The 22,906-nt window shown below is 72.0% G+C and carries 24 protein-coding genes; 10 read left to right on the top strand and 14 right to left on the bottom strand.

Translation table 11 applies throughout. From position 1 onward, the window contains the following. Positions 1 to 134: 134 nt before the first annotated feature. Positions 135 to 1,571 carry a hypothetical protein gene (locus tag RM479_RS06840; RefSeq protein ID WP_311510861.1) on the top strand — a complete coding sequence of 479 codons (1,437 nt, stop codon included), beginning with the start codon at positions 135 to 137 and terminating at the stop codon, positions 1,569 to 1,571. 24 nt (positions 1,572 to 1,595) lie between these two features. Here RM479_RS06840 and RM479_RS06835 read toward each other — a convergent pair whose 3' ends face one another. Both RM479_RS06835 and RM479_RS06830 read right to left on the bottom strand, forming a co-directional pair. Continuing rightward, the gene (locus tag RM479_RS06835; protein WP_311510860.1) at positions 1,596 to 3,041 is read right to left on the bottom strand and encodes an outer membrane protein assembly factor BamB family protein; all 1,446 of its coding nucleotides are present in this window, start codon (positions 3,039 to 3,041) and stop codon (positions 1,596 to 1,598) included. Positions 3,042 to 3,150: 109 nt separating this feature from the next. Continuing rightward, complete coding sequence (locus RM479_RS06830) at positions 3,151 to 3,771, bottom strand: YigZ family protein (RefSeq protein WP_311510859.1); 621 nt, start codon at positions 3,769 to 3,771, stop codon at positions 3,151 to 3,153. A 92-nt stretch (positions 3,772 to 3,863) separates the two neighbouring features. On the opposite strand from RM479_RS06830, the gene RM479_RS06825 reads away from it, so the two are divergent. The 3 genes from RM479_RS06825 to RM479_RS06815 all read left to right on the top strand — a co-directional run bounded on the left by RM479_RS06825 (position 3,864) and on the right by RM479_RS06815 (position 5,719). After that, positions 3,864 to 4,520, top strand: coding sequence for a helix-turn-helix transcriptional regulator (locus RM479_RS06825; RefSeq protein ID WP_311510858.1), 657 nt, complete (start codon positions 3,864 to 3,866; stop codon positions 4,518 to 4,520). Positions 4,521 to 4,553: 33 nt separating this feature from the next. Continuing rightward, on the top strand, positions 4,554 to 5,015 hold the full coding sequence (locus tag RM479_RS06820; protein ID WP_311510857.1) for a DUF3291 domain-containing protein: 462 nt from the start codon (positions 4,554 to 4,556) through the stop codon (positions 5,013 to 5,015). Positions 5,016 to 5,092: 77 nt separating this feature from the next. Next, positions 5,093 to 5,719: a superoxide dismutase family protein gene (locus tag RM479_RS06815; protein ID WP_274810770.1), complete on the top strand. Its 627-nt coding sequence runs from the start codon at positions 5,093 to 5,095 to the stop codon at positions 5,717 to 5,719. Positions 5,720 to 5,734: 15 nt separating this feature from the next. On the opposite strand, the gene RM479_RS06810 is transcribed toward RM479_RS06815, so the two are convergent. Together RM479_RS06810 and RM479_RS06805 are read right to left on the bottom strand one after the other, a co-directional pair. Next, positions 5,735 to 6,457 carry a YidC/Oxa1 family membrane protein insertase gene (locus tag RM479_RS06810; protein WP_311510856.1) on the bottom strand — a complete coding sequence of 241 codons (723 nt, stop codon included), beginning with the start codon at positions 6,455 to 6,457 and terminating at the stop codon, positions 5,735 to 5,737. 78 nt (positions 6,458 to 6,535) lie between these two features. Continuing rightward, the gene (locus RM479_RS06805; protein ID WP_397221518.1) at positions 6,536 to 6,814 is read right to left on the bottom strand and encodes a DUF6412 domain-containing protein; all 279 of its coding nucleotides are present in this window, start codon (positions 6,812 to 6,814) and stop codon (positions 6,536 to 6,538) included. A 227-nt stretch (positions 6,815 to 7,041) separates the two neighbouring features. Here RM479_RS06805 and RM479_RS06800 point away from each other — a divergent pair, with 227 nt between their 5' ends. Beyond that, complete coding sequence (locus RM479_RS06800) at positions 7,042 to 7,359, top strand: hypothetical protein (protein WP_274810768.1); 318 nt, start codon at positions 7,042 to 7,044, stop codon at positions 7,357 to 7,359. On the opposite strand, the gene RM479_RS06795 is transcribed toward RM479_RS06800, so the two are convergent. Together RM479_RS06795 and RM479_RS06790 are read right to left on the bottom strand one after the other, a co-directional pair. Next, positions 7,349 to 8,314, bottom strand: coding sequence for a sugar kinase (locus tag RM479_RS06795; protein WP_311510855.1), 966 nt, complete (start codon positions 8,312 to 8,314; stop codon positions 7,349 to 7,351). The two genes, RM479_RS06800 and RM479_RS06795, sit on opposite strands and share 11 nt — an antisense overlap. Next, entirely contained in the window at positions 8,311 to 9,933 is a 1,623-nt protein-coding gene (locus RM479_RS06790; RefSeq protein WP_311510854.1) for an N-acyl-D-amino-acid deacylase family protein, read from the bottom strand. The genes RM479_RS06795 and RM479_RS06790 overlap by 4 nt, the downstream gene beginning before the upstream one ends. Before the next feature lie 248 nt (positions 9,934 to 10,181). Here RM479_RS06790 and RM479_RS06785 point away from each other — a divergent pair, with 248 nt between their 5' ends. After that, complete coding sequence (locus RM479_RS06785) at positions 10,182 to 10,562, top strand: RidA family protein (protein ID WP_311510853.1); 381 nt, start codon at positions 10,182 to 10,184, stop codon at positions 10,560 to 10,562. A gap of 132 nt (positions 10,563 to 10,694) precedes the next feature. On the opposite strand, the gene RM479_RS06780 is transcribed toward RM479_RS06785, so the two are convergent. Next, complete coding sequence (locus RM479_RS06780; protein ID WP_311510852.1) at positions 10,695 to 11,351, bottom strand: class I SAM-dependent methyltransferase; 657 nt, start codon at positions 11,349 to 11,351, stop codon at positions 10,695 to 10,697. 90 nt (positions 11,352 to 11,441) lie between these two features. Further along, positions 11,442 to 12,038 (bottom strand): TetR/AcrR family transcriptional regulator, encoded by a 597-nt coding sequence (locus RM479_RS06775; RefSeq protein ID WP_311510851.1) that lies wholly within the window; start codon positions 12,036 to 12,038, stop codon positions 11,442 to 11,444. Positions 12,039 to 12,234: 196 nt separating this feature from the next. On the opposite strand from RM479_RS06775, the gene RM479_RS06770 reads away from it, so the two are divergent. After that, positions 12,235 to 13,899 (top strand): MDR family MFS transporter, encoded by a 1,665-nt coding sequence (locus RM479_RS06770; RefSeq protein WP_397221514.1) that lies wholly within the window; start codon positions 12,235 to 12,237, stop codon positions 13,897 to 13,899. Here RM479_RS06770 and RM479_RS06765 read toward each other — a convergent pair. Together RM479_RS06765 and RM479_RS06760 are read right to left on the bottom strand one after the other, a co-directional pair. Next, positions 13,890 to 14,339, bottom strand: coding sequence for a GNAT family N-acetyltransferase (locus RM479_RS06765; RefSeq protein ID WP_274810762.1), 450 nt, complete (start codon positions 14,337 to 14,339; stop codon positions 13,890 to 13,892). The genes RM479_RS06770 and RM479_RS06765 overlap by 10 nt on opposite strands. 115 nt (positions 14,340 to 14,454) lie before the next feature. Then, positions 14,455 to 15,675: an ATP synthase F0 subunit B gene (locus RM479_RS06760; protein WP_311511017.1), complete on the bottom strand. Its 1,221-nt coding sequence runs from the start codon at positions 15,673 to 15,675 to the stop codon at positions 14,455 to 14,457. A 389-nt stretch (positions 15,676 to 16,064) separates the two neighbouring features. Between RM479_RS06760 and RM479_RS06755 the strand changes: the two genes are divergently transcribed. Both RM479_RS06755 and RM479_RS06750 read left to right on the top strand, forming a co-directional pair. Continuing rightward, positions 16,065 to 16,622, top strand: a complete 558-nt coding sequence (locus RM479_RS06755; RefSeq protein WP_311510850.1) for a gamma carbonic anhydrase family protein — start codon at positions 16,065 to 16,067, stop codon at positions 16,620 to 16,622. Positions 16,623 to 17,089: 467 nt separating this feature from the next. Then, complete coding sequence (locus RM479_RS06750) at positions 17,090 to 17,254, top strand: hypothetical protein (RefSeq protein ID WP_311510849.1); 165 nt, start codon at positions 17,090 to 17,092, stop codon at positions 17,252 to 17,254. A gap of 14 nt (positions 17,255 to 17,268) precedes the next feature. On the opposite strand, the gene RM479_RS06745 is transcribed toward RM479_RS06750, so the two are convergent. The 4 genes from RM479_RS06745 to RM479_RS06730 all read right to left on the bottom strand — a co-directional run bounded on the left by RM479_RS06745 (position 17,269) and on the right by RM479_RS06730 (position 21,622). Continuing rightward, a complete protein-coding gene (locus tag RM479_RS06745; protein ID WP_311510848.1) occupies positions 17,269 to 18,465 on the bottom strand; it encodes a sensor histidine kinase in 1,197 nt (398 codons plus the stop codon). Then, the gene (locus tag RM479_RS06740; RefSeq protein ID WP_311510847.1) at positions 18,462 to 19,652 is read right to left on the bottom strand and encodes a histidine kinase; all 1,191 of its coding nucleotides are present in this window, start codon (positions 19,650 to 19,652) and stop codon (positions 18,462 to 18,464) included. Before RM479_RS06740 ends, RM479_RS06745 begins: the two co-directional genes overlap by 4 nt. A gap of 87 nt (positions 19,653 to 19,739) precedes the next feature. Then, positions 19,740 to 20,588, bottom strand: coding sequence for an ABC transporter permease (locus tag RM479_RS06735; RefSeq protein WP_311510846.1), 849 nt, complete (start codon positions 20,586 to 20,588; stop codon positions 19,740 to 19,742). A 44-nt stretch (positions 20,589 to 20,632) separates the two neighbouring features. Continuing rightward, entirely contained in the window at positions 20,633 to 21,622 is a 990-nt protein-coding gene (locus tag RM479_RS06730; RefSeq protein WP_311510845.1) for an ABC transporter ATP-binding protein, read from the bottom strand. 610 nt (positions 21,623 to 22,232) lie between these two features. Here RM479_RS06730 and RM479_RS06725 point away from each other — a divergent pair. After that, the gene (locus tag RM479_RS06725) at positions 22,233 to 22,898 is read left to right on the top strand and encodes a DUF998 domain-containing protein (protein WP_311510844.1); all 666 of its coding nucleotides are present in this window, start codon (positions 22,233 to 22,235) and stop codon (positions 22,896 to 22,898) included. Positions 22,899 to 22,906 lie beyond the last annotated feature (8 nt).

Genomic DNA, 22,906 nt, shown 5'->3' with positions numbered 1-22,906 from the left:
CCGTCATCATAGACTGCCACGCCCACAAGTGAACAGACGCTCCCGGGGCGTGACCGGTTCGGACGAACCGTGACGTCCCGTGCGTCATCTCCCTTCACCGCACCCCTCACGGACCACCCCCAGGAGTAGACCGAGTGACCCCCAGACGTCATCCGTCGGCGCGCGCGGTACCGGTCGTGGCGGCCCTGACCGCCGCGTTCGCCTTGGCCTCCGCGGTCCCGGTGGCCGCGGACACCGCCGACGCCTACGCGATCTGCCCCGACGTGTACTACTACGTGGTCCCCGAGGGGTCGCCCGGACTGGCCGCGATCGCCGACGTCATCCTGGGCGACGCGGAGCGCGCCGACGAGATCCACGAGCTGAACGCCGGGCGGACGCAGTCCGACGGCGGCGCCCTGGGCGAGGACCGTTCGGTGCTGCCGGGCTGGCGACTGGTGGTGCCGTTCGACGCCGGTGGTGAGGGCGTGTACGAGGGTCGTGACCCGTTGTGCGTGGTGTCGGTCGAGAACGCGCTGGCGCTGGGGCAGGAGCCCCCCTCCCCGCCTCCGCCTCCGCCCGCGTACACGCCCCCGCCCGAGGACGAGGAGACGGTGCGGGGCGAGGTGGTCGACCTCGACGAGGACGAGGCGAAGCCGAAGATGGACCCGCGCGTCCTGGCCGCCGGTGCGGTCGGCCTGGTCCTGCTGACGCTCCTCACCCTGTTCTGGGAAGCGGTGGTGCGCGGGATCACCTGGCCGTTCCGGGCTCTCCGGAAGGCGCGGGCGGCGCGGCCCGAGAAGCGCAGGCCGACCCGGCCGGGGGTCGCCGCCAAGCGGCGGCGGGCCGCGACGGAGGCGGTGACCGCCGATCCGGACGCCCCGCGCCGCGCCGCCGCGGCCCACGCGGAGCTGCTGGCCTCCCCCGCGGACGTGCCGGCGCGTCCGGTGGCGCTGCTGACCTCGCCCGCCGGGGTGACCGCCGTGGTGCCGGCGGGGGCGACCCCGCCGATGTCCTCGTGGCGGGTGGTGGACACCACCACCTGGCGTTACGGGAGCGGGCGCTCGGCGGTGCCGGTGCACTTCGGGACCGCGGCGATGACCGCGGTGCGCGCACCCGTGCGGGGCGTGCTGGTGTGCCTGGGCCGTGAGGAGGACGGGGACGCGCTGGTCCACTTGGACCTGACCCGGACGCGTGGTCTGCTGGCCGTGGGTGGGGATCCGAAGGTGGCCGCCGACACGGTGCGGGTGCTCGGTGACGGCCTGCACGCGGCAGGCGTGCGGGTGCGGGTGTTGCGTGCGGACCGGCCGTTGCACTCGTTGATCGCGGACACGATTCCGGTGGTGGCCGCACCGGATCCGATCCAGGGGACGGTGCCCGAGCCGGGCGATTTCGAGGCGGTGGTCGTGCCGCGTCCGTTGGGTCCGGCCGACGAACACGTCCTGCTGGACCTGCCGCCGGACCTGCTGTTGGTCGCGGTGGGCGAGACCAGGGCCGCGCGACGGCAGTGGTGGGCGCGCGACGACGGCACGGTGGACACCGGGGCGTTGGGCCTGGAGGTCGTGGTGCGGCTCCCGGAGCGCCGGGAGCGCTGAGCCCCGGGCGGGTTTCCCGGCCGGTCAGCTCGCTTCGTCGGACGGGCTCTCCGAGGGGTCCTCGGTGGGTTCGCCCGTGTCCTCATCGTCCTGCGGAGGCGGACCGTAGACGAAGCGCTGGCGGTCCTGGACGAGGATGGCGTGCCCGCCGGCGGTGACCGCCTCGACGTGGGCGGAGAGGTCGTCGGCGACGACGTTCATGTCGAGGGCGTCCAGCACCACCTGGGAGTCGTTCTCACCGCCCCGGGCGGCCCCGTAGACGTACCCGGCGTGGGTGAAGGCGGGGGAGAACGCGCCGCCCTCCTCCTCCAGCCCCCAGCGCACCTCGCCGGCGGCCAGGTCGATGGCGACCGCGGTGGCCGCACCGCTGGCCTGGGGCAGCAGGAAGGTCCCCGTGGCGGTGTCGTAGAGGCCGCCGGCCGGACCGGCCGGGTCGAAGGGGCCGCCGACGGGGTTGGGTCCGGGCTCCTCCAGGGTCCACAGCAGATCGCCGTCGGCGGGATCGTGGGCGGAGAGCACGGAGGGCGCCTCGGTGCCGCTCCAGCGGATCACGAGGGCGTGCTCCGGGGCGTCCTCCTCCGGTCCCTCCTCGGGTTCGGGAAGCGGGAAGAGGCCCAGAACGCTGGGTTCGGGCAGGGATCCGGAAGCCGACAGGCCCAGGTCCTCGTCCTCGCCCGCGTCGACGTCCCACAGTTCCGCGCCCGGGTCGTCCGGGTCGAGCGAGCGGGCGTGCAGGGTGCTGTCGCCGGAGGCGAGCAGGACGGTGTCGGCCCAGGCGGCCACGGGGACGCCGAGCGCGGGGGGCTCCTCCGTGTCCTCCGGTTCCTCCTCGTCGGCCCGGTCCGCGTCCTCGTCGGCCTCCGCGTCCTCCTCCTCGGGTTCCTCGGGGGCGGCGAAGTCGTAGGTCCACAGCTCCGTGCCGTCGGCGGCCAGCACGGTGTACTCCCCGTGGGCCTCCTCCGGGGACCACTCCTCGGGGCGGCGCACACCGACGCCGCCCAGGTAGAGGTCGCCCTCCACGGCGGGTTCCCACAGGGTGGCGCCCTCGGCGTCGAGGACGAAGGGGGAACCGTCGAGATCGGACATGAGCAGCACGGGCGCGCCGTCGACGTCGGTGCCGAATCCTCGGAACCGCGCCTCGCCCTCCCACAGGTCGGCGCCGGTGGCGGCCTCCTGGAGCAGGTGCTGGTCGGCCCCACCCGAGCTGATGAGGAAGGCGTCGCCCACGGAACTGATCCGCACCCCGAGCGGGTCGGCGAAGACGGCGTGGGCGTCGGCCTCGTCGCCGTGCAGGAAGCGGAGCACCTCGCCCTCGATCCCGGGCGGGGATTGGCCCTCGAAGGCGGTCGGGATCGGGGCCGGTTCCGCCTCGGGCTCGGGGGCGGGGGGTGCGGGATCACCGCTGCACGAGGTGGCCAGCAGCGCCGCGAGGCCGCAGGTGAGAGCCTGGGGCACCCGTGAGCTGCGCATGAACGGTTTCTCCCCACGAACGATGACGTTTACGGCAAATCCTAAGCCGGACGCCGGAATGCCGATACACACGGCCACCAGTCGTTACGGCGACGTGAACAGCCCCGGTTCAGGGTTCCACGTCGACGACGGTGGTGCCGCGCACCTCCAGGTCGGCCTTTCCGCCGGTGAGCTCGGCGAGGCGGACCTCGAAGTCGGACAGGTCCTCTTCGGGGAGCGCCACCTCGACGCGGACCCGGTCCTCGTACGCGACGTCGCGGACGTGGAAGCGGGAGTCGCGCAGATCACTCTCCAGTCTGCCGCCGATGACGTAGTCGGTGTGCACGTCCACGACCAGCAGGCGGCGGCGTTCCAGGACGCCGAGGGCGTCGATGGCGGTGGAGACGGCGTTGCCGTAGGCGCGGATGAGACCGCCGGAGCCGAGTTTGACGCCGCCGAAGTAGCGGGTGACCACCGCGACGGTGTCGGTCATCGCACGGTGGCGGAGCACTTCGAGCATGGGGACCCCGGCGGTGCCGGCGGGTTCGCCGTCGTCGCTGGAGCGTTGGACGCCGCCGTCGTCACCGAGGACGTAGGCGGTGCAGTTGTGGCCGGCGTTCCAGTGCTCCTTGCGACGCCGCGCGATGAACTCCCGGGCGGCCTCCTCGTCGGACACCCTGGCCAGGGCGCAGATGAACCGGGAGCGCTTGATCTCCAGTTCGTGCTCGCCGTCGCGTCTGATCGTTCGCATGTCGCCTGTTCGGACGGGGTCTCGTGGGCGTCCCCAGTGTCCCATCCCCTCCGCGGGGCGCCGTTCGGGCGGCCGGCGCCGACAATGGGGTCATGGACGACTCCTCGATCGACGCCGCCGGCGCGCTCGCCGACCCGTTGCGGCGCGGACTGTACGAGTACGTGGTGGAGTCGGGCGGTGAGGTGGGCCGGGCCGAGGCCGCCGACGCGCTCGGCGTCCAGCGGACGCTGGCGGCGCACCACCTGGACCGGCTGGTCGAGGCCGGCCTGCTGGAGACGGCGAGCAAACGGCTGAACGGCAGGGAGGGACCGGGCGCGGGCCGACCGGCGAAGGTGTACCGGCGGGCCGACCGGCAGGTGTCGTTGCACCTGCCGCCGCGCGACTACGAGTTGGCGGCGCACGTGCTGGCGGAGGCGGTGGAGCGGCACGGCGCGGAGGAGGCGCTGCACGCGGCGGCGCGCGCGGAGGGGCTGCGGATCGCGCGGGAGTCGTCGGCGGGGTCGGTGGAGGCCCTGCTGCGCGAGCGGGGCTATGAGCCCGAGGCGGATCCGGAGGGGGAGGACGGGCTGCGGTTGCGCAACTGCCCGTTCCACACGTTGGCCCGGGCGTTCCCTCCGTTGGCGTGCGGGCTCAACCTGGAACTGCTGCGGGGGATGTTGGCGGAGGTCGGAGAGGACGGGGAGCGGGCCCGGATGTCGCCGGAGCCGGGCCGGTGCTGTGTCACCATCTCTAAAAATAAAAAAGATTGACATAGAAACCCCGGGCATGGTCCGATACCCCTCATGAGCGATCCCCGTCACCGGTTGGCCCAGTTCAACCTCGGACTCCTGAAGGCCCCCCTCTCCGACCCCTCCATGGAGGGGTTCACCTCACGGATCGAGCCGATCAACGTACTCGCCGAGAGCGCCCCCGGCTTCGTGTGGCGGCTGATCGAGGAGGGCAAGGAGGACGCGACCGGACTCCGCCCGTTCGGCGAGGCGCACCTGGTCAACTACTCGGTGTGGGAGGACGTGGAGTCGCTGTGGGACTTCACCTACCGGACCGACCACCTGGACCTGTTGCGCGAACGGCGGCACTGGTTCGACCGCATGGAGGGCCCGTCCCTGGTCCTGTGGTGGATTCCGAGCGATAGCATCCCCAGTGTCGAGGAGGCCGGGAGGCGTCTCGACCTGTTGCGCGAACACGGCCCGACCCCCGAGGCCTTCACTCTCAGGACGCATTTCCCTCCCCCCTCGACATCCTGAGTCCGCACCCGAGGTCATCGAGCGATCGCTTTGGGTAATCTTGCGGACGACCGTCGACATCCACCGGGAGTTCCGTCATGCGCACGTCACCGCTCGCCGTAGGCGCCCTGACCCTGATCGCGATCCTCGCCACCGGGTGCACCGGGGAGGAGGGCGCCGGCGACGGCGACGGCTCCGAGGCGCCGCAGAGCCCGGCCGGGGTCCAGCCGACCGCCGCCCCCAGTGTCACCGCCGGGATCTTCATGCCTCCCGGGGAGAGCCGGGCCGCGATCACCTACGACGAGACCGCCGTGCCCGAGGGCGCCACCTCCGACGTCCAGGTGCGCGTCCAGGACGGTTCGACGTTCGTGCAGTTCAGCGGAACCGGCCTGGAGGCCGACCGCGACTTCGGCGCCCACGTGCACACGCGGCCGTGCGGGGAGGAACCGGAGGACGCCGGTCCGCACTACCAGAACGAGGAGGACCCGGCCGCCGACGCGGAGACCCCCTCCACCGACCCGGCCTACGCCAACCCCGAGAACGAGGTGTGGCTGGACTTCACCACGGACGGGACCGGTGCCGTCACGGTCAGCGCCACCGTGCCGTGGGAGTTCCGCGAGGGCGGGGCCGCCTCCCTGGTCCTGCACGAACGGCACACCGCGACCGACCACGACGAGGCGGGCACCGCCGGTGACCGCCTCGCCTGCGTCAGCGTCGACTTCTGACCCCCGAGCGCCCTCTCAGGTGCGCGGGAGCGCCTTCGGTGCGGGCTCGGGGACCAGGCGGCGCAGCAGCAGCCGCTCCCCCAGGGCCCACGCCCCCGACGTGAGCAGGTACAGGCCCGCGGCCAACGGCACGAACGCCGCGAAGACCACCGTCAGGAACGGCAGGTAGGAGAGCGGCCCCTCGGCCATGCGGGCCGCCTCCGGGGTGGTGGCGGGCAACGGCAGGAAACGGCGCGTCCCCCACGCCACGAGCGCCAGCAGCACCAGGAGCAGACCGAACACGACCGCGCCCGACACCCCCGCCGCCGCCGGAGTGGCGCCCAGCGCCACCCCGGCCAGGGTGTGCGTCAGCAGGTCGGTGTCGGGGCCCTGCCCGATGAACACCCCGTACAGGGCGATGACCACGGGCAGTTGCGCCAGCGAGGGCAGGCAGCCGGCCAGGGGCGAGGTGCCCGCCTCGACGTAGACCTTCTGCTGGGCGGCGACCCTCTTCTCCGGGTCCTTCGGGTACCGGGCGGCGATCTCGGCGAGACGGGGGGCGATCCGGGCGCGGACCTTCTCGGCGCGCACCTGCGCGACGCCGAACGGGACGAGCAGCAGCCGGACGGCGATGGTCAGCCCCAGCACGGCGAGCGCCGCGGCCGGGGCGCCCACGAGGGGCGTGAACACGGTGGTGAGCACGGTCAGGACCGCGGTGAGCAGGGACATGACGACCGAGATCGGCCATACGGAGTACACGGAAGAGGACCCTTCGTCCAGAGGGAGAACAAGGACGTCGGGCCGTCCGGACGCGACGAGGGTCGGGTCGGGGACGGCCTACGGGGCCGTACCGGGTGCTCTGGGACGCGGTCTGCCCGCCGCGTCGGGATCGCGCAGGGCGGGCACCGCGAGTCGCGCCGAACGGCGGCGCATCGCGTCCGTCCGCCCGGCCGTGGTGTCGCCGACCGGCACCGGGACCGCGCCGTGCGCCAGGTACCAGACCACGGCCGCGCCCACCGCGACGAACAGCAGCGCCAGCGGGGCGGCCGGAAGGGCGTCGGGGGCCGGTCCGATGAAGAGGACCTCGAAGAGGGCGGTGAGCAGCGCGTTGAGCACGTGCCCTCCCTCCGTCCTCGGTCCGCTTTCCGGAGAAATCCTAGCGATCCCCGACATGTCCGTCGAGGCCGCATCCCCGAACAGGAGAAATCCGCCGACACTCCGTCGGGGCTCCCCTCGTTCGCCGATCCGGTGTAGGTAAATGACCCCTGTAGCCACGTGACAGAGCGTGATCATGACCTCGCCGGGCGACGTACCGGGCGAGGTCGGCCGTGAAGGGGAGCCCCGTGCCGATTCGCCCCGCGAACCTCGCCACCATGTCCGCCACCATCGCCGGAGCCATCGCCGGACTGTCGAACCGGGAGGACCAGGCGCCCCCGGTGCGGATCACCTTCGAGTCCGGCTATCAGCAGACCGTGGAGCACGGCGGGTGCCGCGCCCTGAAGACCGGCCAGGGCGGGGTCACCGCGGTCTCCACCGAGGCCAAGGTCAAGTTCGCGCTGTTCTCCGGGACCAGCTGCCAGGGCAGCCGGGCCCTGGCCTCCGGTCACGGCAGCGTCAGTTTCGGCGACCCGGTCCTGGCGGGCGCCATCGTCATCGGCTGACGGCGCCGTCCGCGCGGATGCCGGCGACCTCCTTCGGCGGGCCCTCCAGGGTGTCGGAGCGCGAACGCAGCACCGCGCCCGCCACCGCGTGGCCCAGACGCAGCCGCCGTTCCGTCGGGAGGCCGTCGAGCAGTCCGGACAGGTAACCGGCGGCGAAGGCGTCGCCGGCGCCCACCGCCTCCACCACCTCGACCTCGGGGGACGGCTCGAAGACCGTCTCCTCGGCCGTGAAACAGGTCGCGCCGTGCTCGGCGTCCTTGACCACCAGCGCGGGGACCTCCGGCAGCACCGCCCGTACGTCCTCCGCCGTGGGGGTGCCCCACAGGCGTTCGGCCTCGTCACGGCCGACGAACACGATGTCGGCGCGGCGGGCCAGGTCGAGCAGGATCGGGGCGGCCACCCGCGCAGGCCACAGGGCGGGCCGGTGGTTGACGTCGAAGGAGCGCAGGGAGTCGCCGCCGGCGCGCCGGTCCAGCAGGTGTTCGACGAGTGCGGCGGCCCGCGCCGACAGGGCGGGCGTGACGCCGGACAGGTGGACCACGCGGGCGCCGCGCGACCACACCCGGTCGGCGTCCGCGGCGGAGAGCGCCGAGGCGGCCGAACCCGAGCGGTAGTACAGGGCCCCGGCCCCTCCCGGAGCGGTGTCCTTGACGTAGAGGCCGGTGGGGCGTTCGGGGTCGACGATCACGTCGCGCACGTCCACGCCACGTCCGGCGACGGCGTCGGTGACGATGCGCCCGAAGGGGTCGTCACCGACCCGGCCGACCCAGGCGGCGGTGTGCCCGAGACCGGCCAGGGCGACGGCGACGTTGGATTCGGCGCCGCCGGTGCCCAGGGTGAGCCGCGCGCCGGCGACGAGGGGGTCGGCGGAGTGGAACACCGCCATGGTCTCGCCCACGCAGACGGCGTCGATGCCGGGTTCCGGGGCGGACCCGGGGCCGGGGGGCGCGCTCATCGGCTGTTCCTCCGGACGGAGCGGCCCGGCAGGCGATCGGTCCGTCGTCCGTCCCGGACGGTGAACTCGCCGGCGACGAGGACGTGTTCGATGCCGACCGGGGTGAGCCGGGGGTCGTCGTAGGTGGCGCGGGCGGCGATGGTGTCGGGGTCGAACACGACCAGGTCGGCGACCGCGCCGAGGTGGACCGTGCCCCGGTCGGCGAGGCCGAGGCGGCCGGCGGGCCGGGAGGTGAGGTGACGGACGCACTCCTCCAGTTCGAGGACCCCGAGTTCGCGGACGTAGTGGCCGAGGTAGTGGGGGAAGGTGCCCCAGCCGCGCGGATGGGGCTTGTCGCCGACGAGGATGCCGTCGCTGCCGGCGGTGTGGGAACTGTGCCGCATGATGGTGCGGATGTTCTCCTCGTTGCCGACCTGGAGCAGGCAGCCGCTGCGCAGTTCGTCGGCGACCAGGAGTTCCATGTACAGGTCGCCGGCCTCGCGGCCCCGTCGGGCGGCCAGTTCGGCGATGGACGCGCCGACCGCCCAGGACAGGGAGGGGTCGGCGGTGCCGGTGACGACGATCGCCGTCCAGTCCATGGGGACGCCGTGGTTGCCGTCGGTGCCCTCGACCTCGATCTCGTGGAGGACGCGGGCCCGGGTGGCGGGGTCGCGCAGGCGTTCGAGGGTGTCCGCGGTACCGCCGACCTGCGCCCAGCTCGGAAGCGGGGCGGCGAGGTAGGTGGCGCTGGCCCGGTAGGGGTAGGAGTCGAGGGTGACGTCGAGACCGTGGCGGACGGTGGCCTCGTCGATGGCGTCGAGCACCTCGGGGGCCCGGCCCCGGTTCTGGGGGAAGTTGACGTGGCAGTGCGCGAGGTGCAGGGCCACCTGGGCCCGGCGGGCGACCTCCAGGCACTCCTGGTAGGACTCGACGACCCGGGAGCCGTAGTTGCGGTGGTGGGGGCAGTAGTAGCCGCCGGCCGCGCGCACGGGTTCGAGGAGGGCGACGATCTCGTCGTCGGTGGCGTACATGCCGGGGGTGTAGGTGAGGCCGGTGGACATCCCGTGGGCGCCGTCGGCCATGCCCTGGGCGACGATGGCCCGCATCCGTTCGCGTTCGTCCTCGGTGGGCGGTCGGTCCTCGCCGCCGAGTACGGCCATGCGGACGTTGCCGTGGGGTACGAGGTGCGCGACGTTGACGGGAGCGCCGGCGTCGACCCTGTCGAGGTAGCCGCCGATGTCGCGCCAGGCGTGATCGAGGTCGGGGGTGCCGTTCCAGCCGGCGAGTTGGGCGCGCAGTTCCTCGACGGTGCCGTCGGTGACGGGCGCGTAGCCGAGCCCGTCCTGTCCGATGACCTCCAGGGTGACGCCCTGGAGGACCTTGGCCTCGTGACCGGGGTCGGCGAGGACGGCGAGGTCGGAGTGGGAGTGCATGTCCACGAAGCCGGGGGCGAGGACGCGCCCGGTGATGTCGACGACCTTCGCGGGGCCGGCGCCGCCGACGCCGGTCATCCGGCGGCCGGTGCCGGGCGGGACGATGTGGACGATGCGGTCGCCCCGCAGGACGACGTCGGCGGAGCGGGAGGGGGCGCCGGTGCCGTCGACCACCCGACCCCCGGTCAATACGGTCTCGGACTGCACTGTTCCTCCGTTCAGGGGTACCGCCCGGTCAGGTCCGACGAGCCGTTGGCCGGATATCGGTGTGACCCAAGATACGCTGCCGGGAACAAAATTGATAACTTTGTTGCCAGTAAGTGTGGTCCAGGCCGTCTCGACATTCGGCATGTGCACCGGTTCGCGCATGCGCATGTGCATGCGCAAGAACACGGGTACAGGCATTATCGACGAGGCGGGACCACCGCGCGAGACCCGAGAGAAGGAGATCACGGATGTCCAAGAAGGCGGTCCGTACCGACAAGGCCCCCGCACCCGCCGGCGCCTACAGCCAGGGGATCGTGGCGGGCGGGTTCCTGTTCACCGCGGGCTTCGGTCCGCAGGACCCCGAGACCGGCGAGGTCGCCCCGACGGTCGGCGAGCAGACCGCGCAGGTCCTCGCCAACGTCTCGGCGGTCCTGGCCGAGCACGGCCTGACCCTCGACGACGTCGTCAAGACCACCGTGCACCTACAGAACCTCAAGAGCGACTTCCCCGAGTACAACGCGGTGTACGAGCAGCACTTCAGCGCGCCCTACCCGGTCCGCACCACGGTCGGTTCCGACCTCGCCGACATCCTGGTGGAGATCGACGTGGTGGCCGAGCTGCGCGACTAGGGCCTGTCCCCGGGCGGCCTCGCACGAACCGAAGCGCAGCGGAGGTTCACGGGGTTCTGGAGGCCGGCGGAGAAGACGCCCGAGGAGCGCACCCGCCCCGCCGTCCGTTCGGGCGGCGGGGCGGGTCGGGGGTCAGACCCGACGACGGGCGTGGACGACGAGGTCGTGGATGGTGTACTCGACCCCGTCGTAGACGGCCGTTCGCGGTCGCTCCTCCAGCGTGACCATGGTCCACCGTTCCTCCGGCAGCAGGTCCGCCATCTCCTCGGCCGTGTGGAACATCTCCGGCCACGGCGGACGCGGCACCCCGTCGGCGAGGTCGCGCAGCGTGTGGGAGACCAGCAGCAGCGTTCCGTCGGGTGCGACCGCGTCGGCCAGCGCCGGGAAGACCACGGCCCGCACCTTCGGGTGGAAGTGCAGGTAGTGCGCGGTCACCAGGTCGTAGGCGCCCTCGGGCGGCGCCCACACCGTGAGATCGGCCTGACGCCAGGTGATCCGCGCGGCGGCTTCGGGCGAACGTCCGGCGGCGTGCGCTGCCGCCTTCTCCAGACCCACCGCCGAGATGTCGATCGCCGTCACCTCCCAGCCGCGTTCGGCCAGCCACAGGGTGTCGGCGCCCTCGCCGCTGCCGACCTCCAGCGCTCGACCGGGCGCCAGGTCGGCCGCCTCGGTGACCAGTGCGGGGTTGGGATTCCCGCTCCAGATCCGCTCGGACGAGGCGTAGCGCCCGTCCCAGTACTCCGCGCCGAACTCCTCGGGCAGGGGTGCCTCGGTGTGCTCGTGGGTCATCGTGGACCACCTCCACGACCAGCCTCACCGTCGAGCCGCCCCGCGCGCCACTTCTTTGCCGTTGCGGCAAAAGACCGGGGGAACGGCGGGTCACTCCTCGTGGAAATCCGTCAGGCACAGATCGAGGATCGCCTCGACGCGGCGGGTGAGATCCTCCCGCTCCTGGGCGCGCAGCGCCGTGGCCCCCTCCACCAGGCGGACCCGGGTGAGGCCGAGCATCACGGCGGCGATCAGGGAGGCGTGCGCGCGGGCGTCCGAGCCCCCGCCGAGGTAGGCCTCCAGCGGGTCGATGAGGGCGCTGGTGATGCGCCCCTGGTAGACGGCCTGGAGGTCGGGGTCGCCCGCGGAGTGGTCCAGGGCGCGCTGGAGCGCGGTTCCCTCACCGTGCAGGCGGCTGACCGCGTGTTCGGCCAGTCGGCGGGTGAGGGATCCCCGGTCGCCCTCGATGAGGCCGGGGAAGACGCCGTCCTCGCGCAGGATCTCGGTGAGCAGGCCGCGCTTGGCCCCGAAGTACCGATTGATCAGGGCGACGTTGACCCCGGCGTGCGCGGCGATCTTGCGGGAGGACACCGCCCCGTAGCCCTCGTCGGTGAAGAGCTCCCGGGCGCTGGCCAGGATGCGCTCCCTGGTCGCCTCACGGCCACGGGCGGGCCCGGCACCGCTTCCGGTTCCGTCCGTACGGTCCATCTCCACGCCTTCCGGTGGCCCTGCTCCGACTGTGCGGATTCCAGATTGGCATTTCCGGCACCCGTTCGCCTACCGGAACGGTGGAGCGATACCGACTTGACAAGGTCAACAGCGTTTACCTATACCAGGAGGAGGACATCTCGCCCCCGGCAACACGCCGCGGGGCCTTTCGCGTGTCCGGGATGAGGGGTCTTCGTTGGAACAGGCAGTGCACAGGACGACCATCGCCCCCACCCCGGAATCGCCGCCCGTCCCCGCGTTCGACCCCCACGCCCAGACCTTCCCTCCCCGCCGGGTCGTGCGGCGCATCATGGTCGGTCTCGTGCTCGCGATGCTCACATCGATGCTGACCAACTCCATCGTCGGCACCGCGCTGCCGACGATCATGGGCGAACTCGGCGGCCAGGACCGGCTCGCCTGGGTGGCGACCGCCGCCCTGCTCACCATGACCGCCTCCACCCCGGTGTGGGGCAAGCTGTCCGACATCTGGGGGCGCAAGCTCCTCTTCCAGGTCTCGCTGGGCATCTTCATCGTCGCCTCGGTCGCCGCCGGGCTCGCCCAGGACATCGACTGGCTCATCGCCGCCCGCGCCCTCCAGGGGCTGGGCATCGGCGGGCTGGCCACGCTGCCCAACATCATCCTGGGCGATGTGGTCTCCCCCCGCGAGCGCGGCCGTTACAGCGGCCTCATCGGCATGGTGTTCGGGGTGTCCACGGTGCTGGGACCGCTGGTCGGCGGCTTCCTGGTGGACAGCCCGCTCGGGTGGCGGTGGTGCTTCCTGATCACCGTGCCGTTGGCGGTGTTCGCGTTCGTGGTCATCCAGTTCATGTTCACCATGCCGTTCGTCCCCCGCCGCGACTCCCCGGTGGACTACACGGGCGCCGCGTTGATCTTCGGGGCGGCGAGCACCGCGATCGTGCTGCTCAGCCTGGGCGGCACCCAGATCGCCTGGACCTCGCCCCTGGCGATCGGCCTGGGGGTCGGCGCGGTGGCGTTGACGGCGGCGGCGGTGCTGGTGGAGCGGCGGGCGCCCGAGGCGATCATCCCGGTCCGGCTGTTCCGCGACCGGACGTTCGTGCTGTCGTCGGCGGCGTCGATGTGCGTGGGCATGATGATGTTCGGCCTGATCATCTACATGCCCCAGTACCTCCAGATGGTGCACGGGATGAGCCCGACCGTGTCGGGGATGATGACCCTGCCGTTGGTGGCGTCGTTCCTGGTCACCTCGATCGGGTCGGGGTACGCGGTGAGCGGCAGCGGCCGTTGGAAGGTGTACCCGGTCGTCGGGATGGTCCTGTGCGTCGTCGGGTTCGTCCTGCTCTCCGTGGCCCACCTGGACCCCGGGCTCACGTCGGTGATCGCCGGTCAGGCCCTGGTGGGGCTGGGTTTCGGGCTGAACATGCAGCTTCTGCTGCTGGCGACCCAGAGTTCGCTGACCACCGCGGACATGGCGGCGGGGACCGGCGCGGTGGTGTTCTTCCGCAACCTGGGCGGTGCGATGGGCGTGGCCGCGTTCGGCGCCGTGATGGTGGGCAGGCTCAACACCGAACTCGCGGCGGCGCTCGCTGCCGCCCGCGAGCGGGTGGCCGCCGACGCCGCGGCGGGGATCGACTCCGGGGCGGAGGAGACGGCGGCGGAGCTGGCCGGTGCCGCCGAGGCCGCGCAGGGGTCACCGGAACTGGTGCACTCGCTGCCGGGGCCGGTGCGCGAGATCGTCGTGGGCGCGTTCGACCACGCCATGCAGGGGGTGTTCCTGTCGGGCGTGCCCATCGCCGTGCTGGGGCTGGTCGCGGTGGTGTTCATGCGGGGGGTGCCGCTGCGCGGTGGTCCCCGACCCGCGGCGGAGAAGGCTCAGAGGTAGCGGCGGAAACCCGCGGACGAGTCGGCGAAGCCGAGGGTCTTGTAGAACTCGTGGGCCCCGTGCCTGCTCTCGTGGGAGAGCAGCTCGATCTTGTAGCAACCGGCCCGGGAGGCGCGGTCGACCGCGTCCTCCATGAGCGCCCGTCCGATGCCGCGGCGGCGCAGCTCGGGATCGACCACCAGGTTGTCCACCACCGCCCAGGGCTGGGCGTCATGGGTGAGGTTGGCGATCACCAACAGGTCGAGGGTGCCGATGATCTGACCGCGCTGTTCGGCGACCAGAACGGTGCGGTCGGGGTCGTTCTCCATCCGGGTCCAGGCGCGTACGGCGGCCGAGGACATGCGAACGTGAGCGCTCTGCGTGTGGGCGGTGTCGCCGAGATCGCGAAGGAGACGCAGAATCGCACCGAGGTCGGACCTGATGGCCGCGCGGATAATCATGGCTGTCGGAATCGTAGCCGACCGCCTGTGACAAGGCGGACGTCCCCCTACAACCGGTCACAAAACACCAGGGGTGGGGACCTGGGTCCCCGCCCCTGGAATCCCTACGCGAACGCTACGGCTTGCGGATCACCCGCACACCCTCGTCACCCGTGGGCGGCTGGTTCGGGCCGCTCTCCGGACGCCGGTAGATACCGGTGATGCCCGGGTCGCCGCCGGTCTCGTCCGGGTCCTGCTGGGCCTGGGGCCGCTGCCCCTGAGGCGACTGCGGGGCCTCGGGCGCGGGGCCGGTGAAGCGGGCGCCCTGCGGCGGCCGTCCGGGGGCCTCGGCCTTGGGTCCCTGCGGACCCTGCGATCCCTGGGCGTCGGGGCGCGGGGTGGGCTTGATGCGCACCGTGGCCTCGTCCGGGGCCGGCCCCTCGGGAAGCGAGTTGATCCGGATCGTCGCCTCGTCCGGAGCCGGGGCCTTGGGGGCCTCGGACGTGACCGGGTTCGGCTTGACCGGGTTCGGCTTGAACGACTCCGGGGCCTTCGCCGGCTCCGCCGCCTTGGCGGCCTCGGGCTTGGGTCCGGTCGGCGCCCCGGGCCTGACCGGTGCCTTCGCGGGCTCCGGCTTGACCGGGGCGTCCGCCTTGGCCGGGGCCTTGGCGGGCTCCGACGTGGCCTTGGCCGGTGAGACGCTCTCCTCCCGGGTCAGGCCGGTGTCCATCGCGCCCGCCTTGTCCTCGGCGGTGACCAGGTCCGCCAGCGTGGAGTGCATGTCGCGCAGCCTGCGCAACGCCTCGGAGTGCGTCGCGGTCAGCGTGGCGAGCCTGCGGTCCGCCGTGTCGTGGATCTTCTTGGCACGCGCCTCGGCCTCGCCCAGTCGGCGGTCGCCCTCCTGCTTGGCCTGCTCGCGGAGCTGGTCGGCCTCCTTCTTGGCACTGGTGACCATCTCGTTGGACTCGGACCGCGCGGAGGTGATGATGCGCTCGGCGTGCTCCTCCGCGTCCTTGCGGAGCTTGGAGATGTCCTCCTGGGCCCGCTTCTTGGAGTCCTGGACCTCGGAGTCGACCTTGGTGCGGCGCTCCTGGGCCTCTTCCTCCGCGATGCGGAGGATCTCGGCCATGCGCTCGCTGATCTGCTCGTGCTCGGGCTTGGTCTGGGCCTTCTCCCGGGCGATCGCCAGATCGCGCTTGTACTGTTCGAGTTCGTCGTCCATGCGGCGCAGGCGCTCGATCAAGTCCTGCTTCTCGTTGGTCAGACGAACGAAGCGCTCATCGACCGACGCCTTGTCGTAGCCGCCCTTGCGCACCGTCGGGAACATGTCCTGTTGCAGTCCGCCACCCGGCAACATATCGCTCATGTGCCTTTCATGTCTTAGTACACCGTCATTGGCTGCACATCGCAGCAGGTGAGAGTTGCCCCGTACCCAATTGTCCGGTGAACACCCGTAACTTTGCGTAAAGCGTTACATACAACGGGTGTCCTTTTTCACCACGACCTCGATCGCACGAGGGGAACGATCGAGCGCGGAGCGTCACACTGTGGACGACCGAACGACCACGGTAGGCACACGCCACGATGCCCCGTCAAGGGTCCCGAGGGGACATCGGTGTGCGGCCTCCGGTCACGTTCTTACTAAGGTATGCGCGATCATCCCCGCGCGGGGGCGGAGCGGTCAACTTCACCCCCTCCCCCGCCGTCACGGGGGTCGACGCACACCCCACCGACAGGGAGGACGACATGGGCAGTGGGATCGAAGGCCGGCGGGCGGACGAGGGACCCCGCATCGGTCGGGCCGGGTTCGGCACACCGGAGATCCACCCCGACGCCTGGATCGCCCCGGGCGCCGTCGTGGTGGGCCGCGTCCGCCTGGGCGCCGACAGCGGCGTCTGGTACGGATCGGTGCTGCGCGCCGACACCGAGGACATCATCGTGGGCGAGCGGGTGAACATCCAGGACCAGTGCGGCCTGCACTCCGACCCCGGTCAGCCCGTCGTGCTGCACGACGATGTCAGCCTGGGCCACAAGGCGATGGTGCACGGCGCGATCGTCGAGGAGGGCTCGCTCATCGGCATCGGCGCGATCGTCATGGGCGGGGCCCGGGTCGGCAGGGGCGCCTTCGTCGCCGCCGGCGCACTCGTGCCGCCCGGCAAGACCGTGCCCCCGAACACCCTGTGGGCGGGCGTCCCCGGCAAGGTCGTGCGCGAACTCAACGACGACGACCGGGCCGTTCTGGAGTACACCCCCGTCCACTACGCGCGCCTGGCCAGGGAGCACGCCCGGGTCGACTGGAGCTGACGACGAGCCGAACGCCGATCGGGCCCGGTGGGCGCACGACGTCGTGCGCCCACCGGGCCCGATCCGGGGTCGGATGACCGCCTCAGGGCCGGAGGGGGTCCGGAGGGAGGAACGGTGGACGGGGAGGACGAGGACGGCGGTCCGGAAGAGCCGCGTCTCCCCCGCCCGGCGGCGCCACCGCCGTCATCAGGGGATCGGCGGGGAGTCGCTCGGCCGGACGGGCCGTGGGGGTGATGAAGACCACCGCCCACGATCGGGCAGAGCGGGGTGACAGGGGCGATGGGTGAGCGGGTGATGGAGGGCCGTCCCTCTGGCCGGATCGGGTGAGCCGCGTGCTGGTCCTCCCGGGTCATGCGGGAGCCGGCGACCCCCGCGTACCCTGGAATCCGGGTACTCCCGACCGGCACGCCATGCCCCGGCGGGCCCCACCGTCCAGGACACCTCGTCGCTCTCGGGGGTGAACGCGCGTGGACCACGAACGGCGTCGGCCCGGTCCGCTCCACGATCACGTCGCACTCGACGAGATCGAGTTGTACGCGGAGGTGCTCATCGCGGCGGCGCGGGCGGACCGTCGGCTCGCCATGGAGGAACTCGACCGTGCCCTCGGGTTGGTCTCCCCCGAGGTCGGCTGACCGGCGTCCCCGTCTCACACGGGCAGGACGGCGCGCAGCAGGAACCCACCGTCCCTGGTGCGCGCGGCCGTCAGTCCGCCGCCCACGGCGGACAGCCGCTCGGACAGGCCGGTCAGGCCGTTGCCCGTGCCGTCTCCGCCCTCACGGGCCCGGTCGTTGGAGATCTCCACGATCAGGGCCCTGCCCTCGGCGGCGTCCTCGATGAGGGAGAAGTCGATCCGGCACCGGGTGGCGTCGCTGTGCCGCAGCACGTTGGTGCCGCCCTCGCGCACCACCCACGCGGCCAGGGCGGCGATCCCGCCGGTCTCCTCCAGACCGCCAAGGACGTCCAGGCCGGTGACCTCGGTACGGGCGCCGGCCGTCTCGATGACACCGCGCACCGAGGCGACCTCTTCGATCAGGTCCAGTTCCCGGTAACCGCTGACCGCCGAGCGCACCTGACGCAGTGCCTCCCGGGCCAGGTCGTGCACCTCGCGCAGTTCCGACTCGGCGCGATCGGGCGCCCGGTCGACGAGCCGGCCCGCCAGTTCGGCCTTGACCGCCAGCGCCGACAGGCTGTGTCCGAGCAGGTCGTGCATGTCCCGGGCGAATCTCAGCCGTTCCTCGGTCACCGCCAGCCGGGACCGGGCGTGCTGGCCCTCGACGGCCTGTTTGGTGATGTCCCACAACCAGATGGTGGCCATGGATCCGGAGGCCAGGAGCAGCGCCCAGACGATGGCGGCGACCCACAGGAACAGGTGGACGGCGACGGGCACGCCGTCGTCGGCGGTGAGGATCAGCGGCCACGGGGCAGCCGCCAACGCGAGGGTGACGACGACGGTGCGCTCCCGGGGGGCCGTGAACACGCCCACGCCCCACCAGGAGGCGATCAGTCCCATGGCCATGGTCGGCCCCTGGAGCAACAGCACGGTGGCCGCGAGCAGGACGAGCGATCCCCAGTAGTACCGGGGGTCGGGGATCCGTCGGCCGTCGATCCGGTCCCGTAGCAGGAGCAGGAGGAGCAGGCTCATGGGCAGGACGGTGGCCTCGGCCGCGAGGGAACGCCACAGGACGTGGCCCGGTCCGCCGAGGACGAGTTCGAGCAGGGGGATGCCCAGCATGACCAGCACCACGAGGCCCATCGAGGACATGATCACCAGGCGCACGACGCGCATGCGGCGATCGTTCGCCGTCTCCTCGGGAGGATCGTCGTGCTCGGCCCGGGGGCTCAAGGCGTCTCCTCGGTGTCGGGGGGAAGGTTCGCGCGCAGGAGGAAACCGCCGTCCTCCGTCCGTGCCGACGACAGTGTGCCACCCTCCCGTCGGACCCGGTCGAGCAGCCCGCCGCCGGAGACGGGCCCCTCCGCGGGTCCCGCGCCGGCCCGGTCGTTGGTCACCTCCACCACGACTCCCCCCGTGTCCGGGTCCCGGGAGAAGGCGATGCGGCACCGGGTGGCCTCGCTGTGTCGCACCACGTTGGTGCCGCCCTCGCGCACCACCCACGCGGCCAGGGCGGCCTCCGCCGGGGAGGGATCGAGGTCGGCCAGACCGGTCACGGTGGCCCGGGTGCCGTCGGCCGCCAGTACCGCGGTGACCGAGCGGACCTCCTCGGCCAGGTCCAGTTCCCGGTAGCCGCTGACCGCCGAACGCACCCGTCGCAGCGCGTCCCGGGCCAGCGCGTGGACCTCGGCGGCCTCGTCCTTGGCGATCTCCGGGGCGTGGGAGACCGCCCGCGCCGCACGCGCGGCCCGGGTGGCGAGCAGGGACAGGTCCTGGCCCAGCAGGTCCTGGAGGTCCCGGGAGAACCGCAGGCGTTCCTCGGACACGGCGAGCCGGGCCTTGGTCTCCCGCGCGGAGACCGCCTCACGGAGGATGTCCCACAACCAGAAGGTGACGACGAAGCCCAGGGAGAGGAGTCCTCCGTAGACCACGGCCATCAGCCAGATCCCCAGGAACGCCTCGACCGGGGTCTCCCGGTACAGGAACGGCCAGGCGATCCACGGCAGCAGAACGACCCCCAGCGTGCCGACGTCCCTGCGCCACCGGTCCCGGTAGAGGTGGAACATCACGGCCCACCACGAGGCCAGGGCCAGGATCGCGTGGGTCTCGACCCGGATGACCCCCGCACCCGCGCACGCCAGGACCACGATCACGAGGTACCGGAGCCCACCGGGATCGCCGTGTCCACGCAGGCGGGCGAGCAGGGGGGGCACCGTGGCCACCGCGACGGCCGCGAAGAGGAGCAGGGAGGTGATCGACGTCCAGAGCGGGCGGCCGTTCACGTAGGCGTGGATCAGGTCGATCCCCGGTGACAGGAGGATCACCAGCACGGCGGTGAACACGGAGGAAGCGTTGATCAGGCGCGCCCTGAGCAGGTCGCGGCGCCGATCGGTGCCGTGGGTCGCACCGCCCTCGTTCATCTGGTCGGGTCTCCCTGATCGGGGAACGCCCGCCCCGGGCGGGGCGGGCGGGTTCTGCGGCGGTGGGTCGGGGCGCCGCCCGTCCGGTCAGGGCTGACGGGGGTCCCAGCGGAAGTAGCGGACCGTCAGCACGAGGAACAGGGCGCTCCAGGCGAGCAGGATACCGATGGTGGGAAGGGCGGCGACCCACAGCTCCGGGATCCCGGCGGGGGTGGCGGACTCGTATCCGGAGAAGACGTCGTAGCCGGTGTAGGAGGCCTGGGCGAGGCGCCCGGCGGCGGCGGTGGGCAGGTAGCCGAGCATGTTGACGACCCGGTCGGGGAACATGCCGGTCGGGATGAGGTTGCCGCCGGTGAACAGCAGGAACATCATCGGGACCATCGCGGTCATCTGGGCGGATTCCGCGGTGCGCGCCAGCGGGGTGATGAGCAGGCCCAGGAAGCTCATGGAGACGGCGCTGAGCAGGACCGACAGCAGCAGCATGACGGGGTCCTTCGGCAGCGCGCCGGAGACGACGGCCAGCATGGCGACGCCCAGGACGGAGATGCCCAGGGACATCAGGACCACCATCAGGGTGATGGACCCGAAGAGCGCGCTCTGCGGTACGCCGCTCACCCGCATCTGCTTGAGCACCAGGGACTCGCGGCGGGCGGTGAAGACGTTCGAGGGGTGACCGATGCCGATGATCAGGCCGACGCTGCCCATCGCGGCGATCAGGGCGAGGTCGGCGGTGGTGATGTCACCGAGGACGGGGTCGCCCGGCATGTTCAGTGGCACGAGGAACATGAACACCGCCAGGCCGAGGAACATCAAGGCGGTCTTGTACCGCATGAAGAGGGTGAACTCGGTGCGGGTCAGGCGCAGGGTCTGGCGCAGCGGGCTCATGACGGGTCGGGCGGCGGCCCGGGTGGCGGGCTCGGTGGTCGCGGTGCTCATGGGGTGCTCCAAGGGGAAGAGAGGGTCGGATGGCGGTGGGAGGGTCAGCCCGCGGCCAGGTCGGTGGCGCCGGCGACCTGGAGGAAGACGTCCTCCAGGGAGGCGCCGCGCACCTGGAGGTGGCGCAGGACCACGTCGCGCTCGGCGGCCCAGGCGACGAGGGCGGCGACCACGCGGTGCCCCCGTTCGGCGACGTCCGCCCCGGTGACCGTGTAGGTGGCCCACAGCCGGCCGTCGCGGGTCCGCACACCGACGGTGCTGTCGGGGAACGCGGGCAGGTCGTCGGTGCCGATCTCCTCGGGCATCAGGAACCCGATGCGGTCGCCCCAGGTGGAGAGCACTCCCGCCAGGGTCCCCTCGACCCGGATCTCGCCGCGGTGCATGATGGCGAGCCGGTCGGCGAGACGCTCGGCCTCCTCCAGGTAGTGCGTGGTGAGCAGGACGGCGACGCCGCGGCTCTTCAGTTCGGAGATGATGCGCCAGGTGGTGTGCCTGGCCTCGGGGTCCATCCCGGTGGTGGGCTCGTCGAGGTAGAGGACCTCGGGCCGGGCGATGAGGCTCTGGGCGAGGATGAGCCGGCGCTTCTGGCCGCCGGAGAGCTGGCGGATGGCGATCCCGGCCTTGTCCCCCAGGTCCACCAGGTCCAGGATCTCGTCGACGTCGCGCGGCTCCGCGGTCAGGTCGTGGGTGAGGGTGATGGACTCCCGGACGGTGAGGTCCTCCATGAGGCCGTTGCCCTGGAGGACCGCGCCGGTGCGGCCTCGCAGGGCGGGGGGCTGGCCGTAGGGGTCGACCCCGAACACCCGCACCGTTCCGGAGGTGGGCCGCCAGAAACCTTCGAGGGTCTCGATGGTGGTGGTCTTGCCGGCCCCGTTGGTACCGAGGAGGGCGAACAGTTCGCCGGGGCGGATGTCGAAGGAGATGCCCTTGACCGCCTCGAAGTCGCCGTAGTTCCGGCGCAGGTCGCGGACCACCACCGCCGGCTCGTCGACGGTGGGACGGTCGCTGGGGAGTTCGGTGTGCGTCGTCGTCATGGCTCCAGATTCGCGGAATCGGAGCTCCGGCCACAGACGCCGTTGTCACCGCTTCGATGTGGGAATCCACCGGTGCCGACGATGACGGATGTCATATGCGCGGGGTGCCGCCCGCACACGCCCCTTCCTCACCGCGTGCGGGCGGCAGCACCCCGAGGAGACGCTCGGCGTCCTCAGGGGGTGCTGGTAAGAGTTCTACACGAAAAGCGGAGACCGCGGGGAGCGAACGCCATTCCCGGAGAAGTTTCATCCAATGGAAGTGTCATCCCGGATGATCTTTTCTCGGGAAGCAACGTCCAAAGGTCGATTTCCCTGGTGAAAACACGTGGGAGGAACACCCGGAAACCCGCTTCCATCCACCCAAAGGGCCGGCTCCGACATGTCGGCCCCACGGTTTTCGGCCTTTCCCCGACCGCGGATATACGGGCCCGTCGTCCGAGGTCCCGTAAACCGACCGTTATGTGATGTGACGGGGCTCCACCGCGGTCCGGGCGCCGACGTCCCCACTCGCGGGAGCGGTGCGTCCGACCGGACCCGGCCACCGGCGACCTTTCCGGTCCCTCCGCGCGGAATCTATCGTTGTCACCACCTACGACGACGAAGGATGTCCATGTCACCCAACCGCGCGCTCCTGTGGTGCGGGGTCGCCGCCGGCCCCCTCTTCCTGGCGGTGGCCACCCTCGCGGGCGCCCTGCGTCCGGGCTACTCCGCCATGCGTCATCCGGTCGACTCGCTGGTGCTCACCGGCGCGGGCGGGGTCCAGGTGGCGAACTTCCTGATCACCGGGGCGCTGCTGACGGCGTTCGCGGTCGGCGCGTGGCGGGAGCTGAACCGGACCGGCCGGGCCGGACCCACCCCGTGGTTGCTGGGCCTGTCCGGGATCGGGCTGATCGGCTCCGGACTGTTCCGCGCCGACCCCGTGGGCGGGTACCCCGTGGGGAGCCCGGAGGGAGCGGTCCACACCGTGTCGGGCATCCTGCACGACACGGCGTCGACGCTGTTCTTCTTCGGGCTCCCGTTGGCCTGCGTGCTCTTCGCGCTGCGCGCCCTGGGCGACCGCCGGCCGGTCGTGGCGGGGTACTCGGTGCTCACCGCGATCGTGTTCTTCGCCTGTTTCCTGTGGGCGGACGCCGGCTTCCGGCAGAACCCGGAGCTGCTCTTCGTCGGCGGGTTGTACCAGCGGACGGCCCTGCTGGTCGGATTCGCCTGGATCGCGGTGCTGGCCCTGCTCCTGCTCCGGTCGGAGAAGGCCGAGGGGCCGGTCACCGTACGGTGACCGGCCCC

Source organism: Nocardiopsis lambiniae, assembly GCF_031845465.1.
In the GTDB taxonomy this organism is placed as follows: Bacteria; Actinomycetota; Actinomycetes; order Streptosporangiales; family Streptosporangiaceae; genus Nocardiopsis; species Nocardiopsis lambiniae.
This window is presented reverse-complemented; position numbering and strand designations above follow the sequence as displayed.

Bases quoted from the DNA above. Each gene is read 5' to 3' on its own strand.
- RM479_RS06795 (WP_311510855.1), bottom strand. From the start codon at position 8,314: ATGAGCGCGCCCCCCGGCCCCGGGTCCGCCCCGGAACCCGGCATCGAC.
- RM479_RS06735 (WP_311510846.1), bottom strand. From the start codon at position 20,588: ATGAGCACCGCGACCACCGAGCCCGCCACCCGGGCCGCCGCCCGACCC.
- RM479_RS06740 (WP_311510847.1), bottom strand. From the start codon at position 19,652: ATGAACGAGGGCGGTGCGACCCACGGCACCGATCGGCGCCGCGACCTG.
- RM479_RS06755 (WP_311510850.1), top strand. From the start codon at position 16,065: ATGGGCAGTGGGATCGAAGGCCGGCGGGCGGACGAGGGACCCCGCATC.
- RM479_RS06815 (WP_274810770.1), top strand. From the start codon at position 5,093: ATGCGCACGTCACCGCTCGCCGTAGGCGCCCTGACCCTGATCGCGATC.
- RM479_RS06760 (WP_311511017.1), bottom strand. From the start codon at position 15,675: ATGTTGCCGGGTGGCGGACTGCAACAGGACATGTTCCCGACGGTGCGC.
- RM479_RS06765 (WP_274810762.1), bottom strand. From the start codon at position 14,339: ATGATTATCCGCGCGGCCATCAGGTCCGACCTCGGTGCGATTCTGCGT.
- RM479_RS06725 (WP_311510844.1), top strand. From the start codon at position 22,233: ATGTCACCCAACCGCGCGCTCCTGTGGTGCGGGGTCGCCGCCGGCCCC.
- RM479_RS06780 (WP_311510852.1), bottom strand. From the start codon at position 11,351: ATGACCCACGAGCACACCGAGGCACCCCTGCCCGAGGAGTTCGGCGCG.
- RM479_RS06730 (WP_311510845.1), bottom strand. From the start codon at position 21,622: ATGACGACGACGCACACCGAACTCCCCAGCGACCGTCCCACCGTCGAC.
- RM479_RS06830 (WP_311510859.1), bottom strand. From the start codon at position 3,771: ATGCGAACGATCAGACGCGACGGCGAGCACGAACTGGAGATCAAGCGC.
- RM479_RS06775 (WP_311510851.1), bottom strand. From the start codon at position 12,038: ATGGACCGTACGGACGGAACCGGAAGCGGTGCCGGGCCCGCCCGTGGC.
- RM479_RS06825 (WP_311510858.1), top strand. From the start codon at position 3,864: ATGGACGACTCCTCGATCGACGCCGCCGGCGCGCTCGCCGACCCGTTG.
- RM479_RS06820 (WP_311510857.1), top strand. From the start codon at position 4,554: ATGAGCGATCCCCGTCACCGGTTGGCCCAGTTCAACCTCGGACTCCTG.
- RM479_RS06835 (WP_311510860.1), bottom strand. From the start codon at position 3,041: ATGCGCAGCTCACGGGTGCCCCAGGCTCTCACCTGCGGCCTCGCGGCG.
- RM479_RS06785 (WP_311510853.1), top strand. From the start codon at position 10,182: ATGTCCAAGAAGGCGGTCCGTACCGACAAGGCCCCCGCACCCGCCGGC.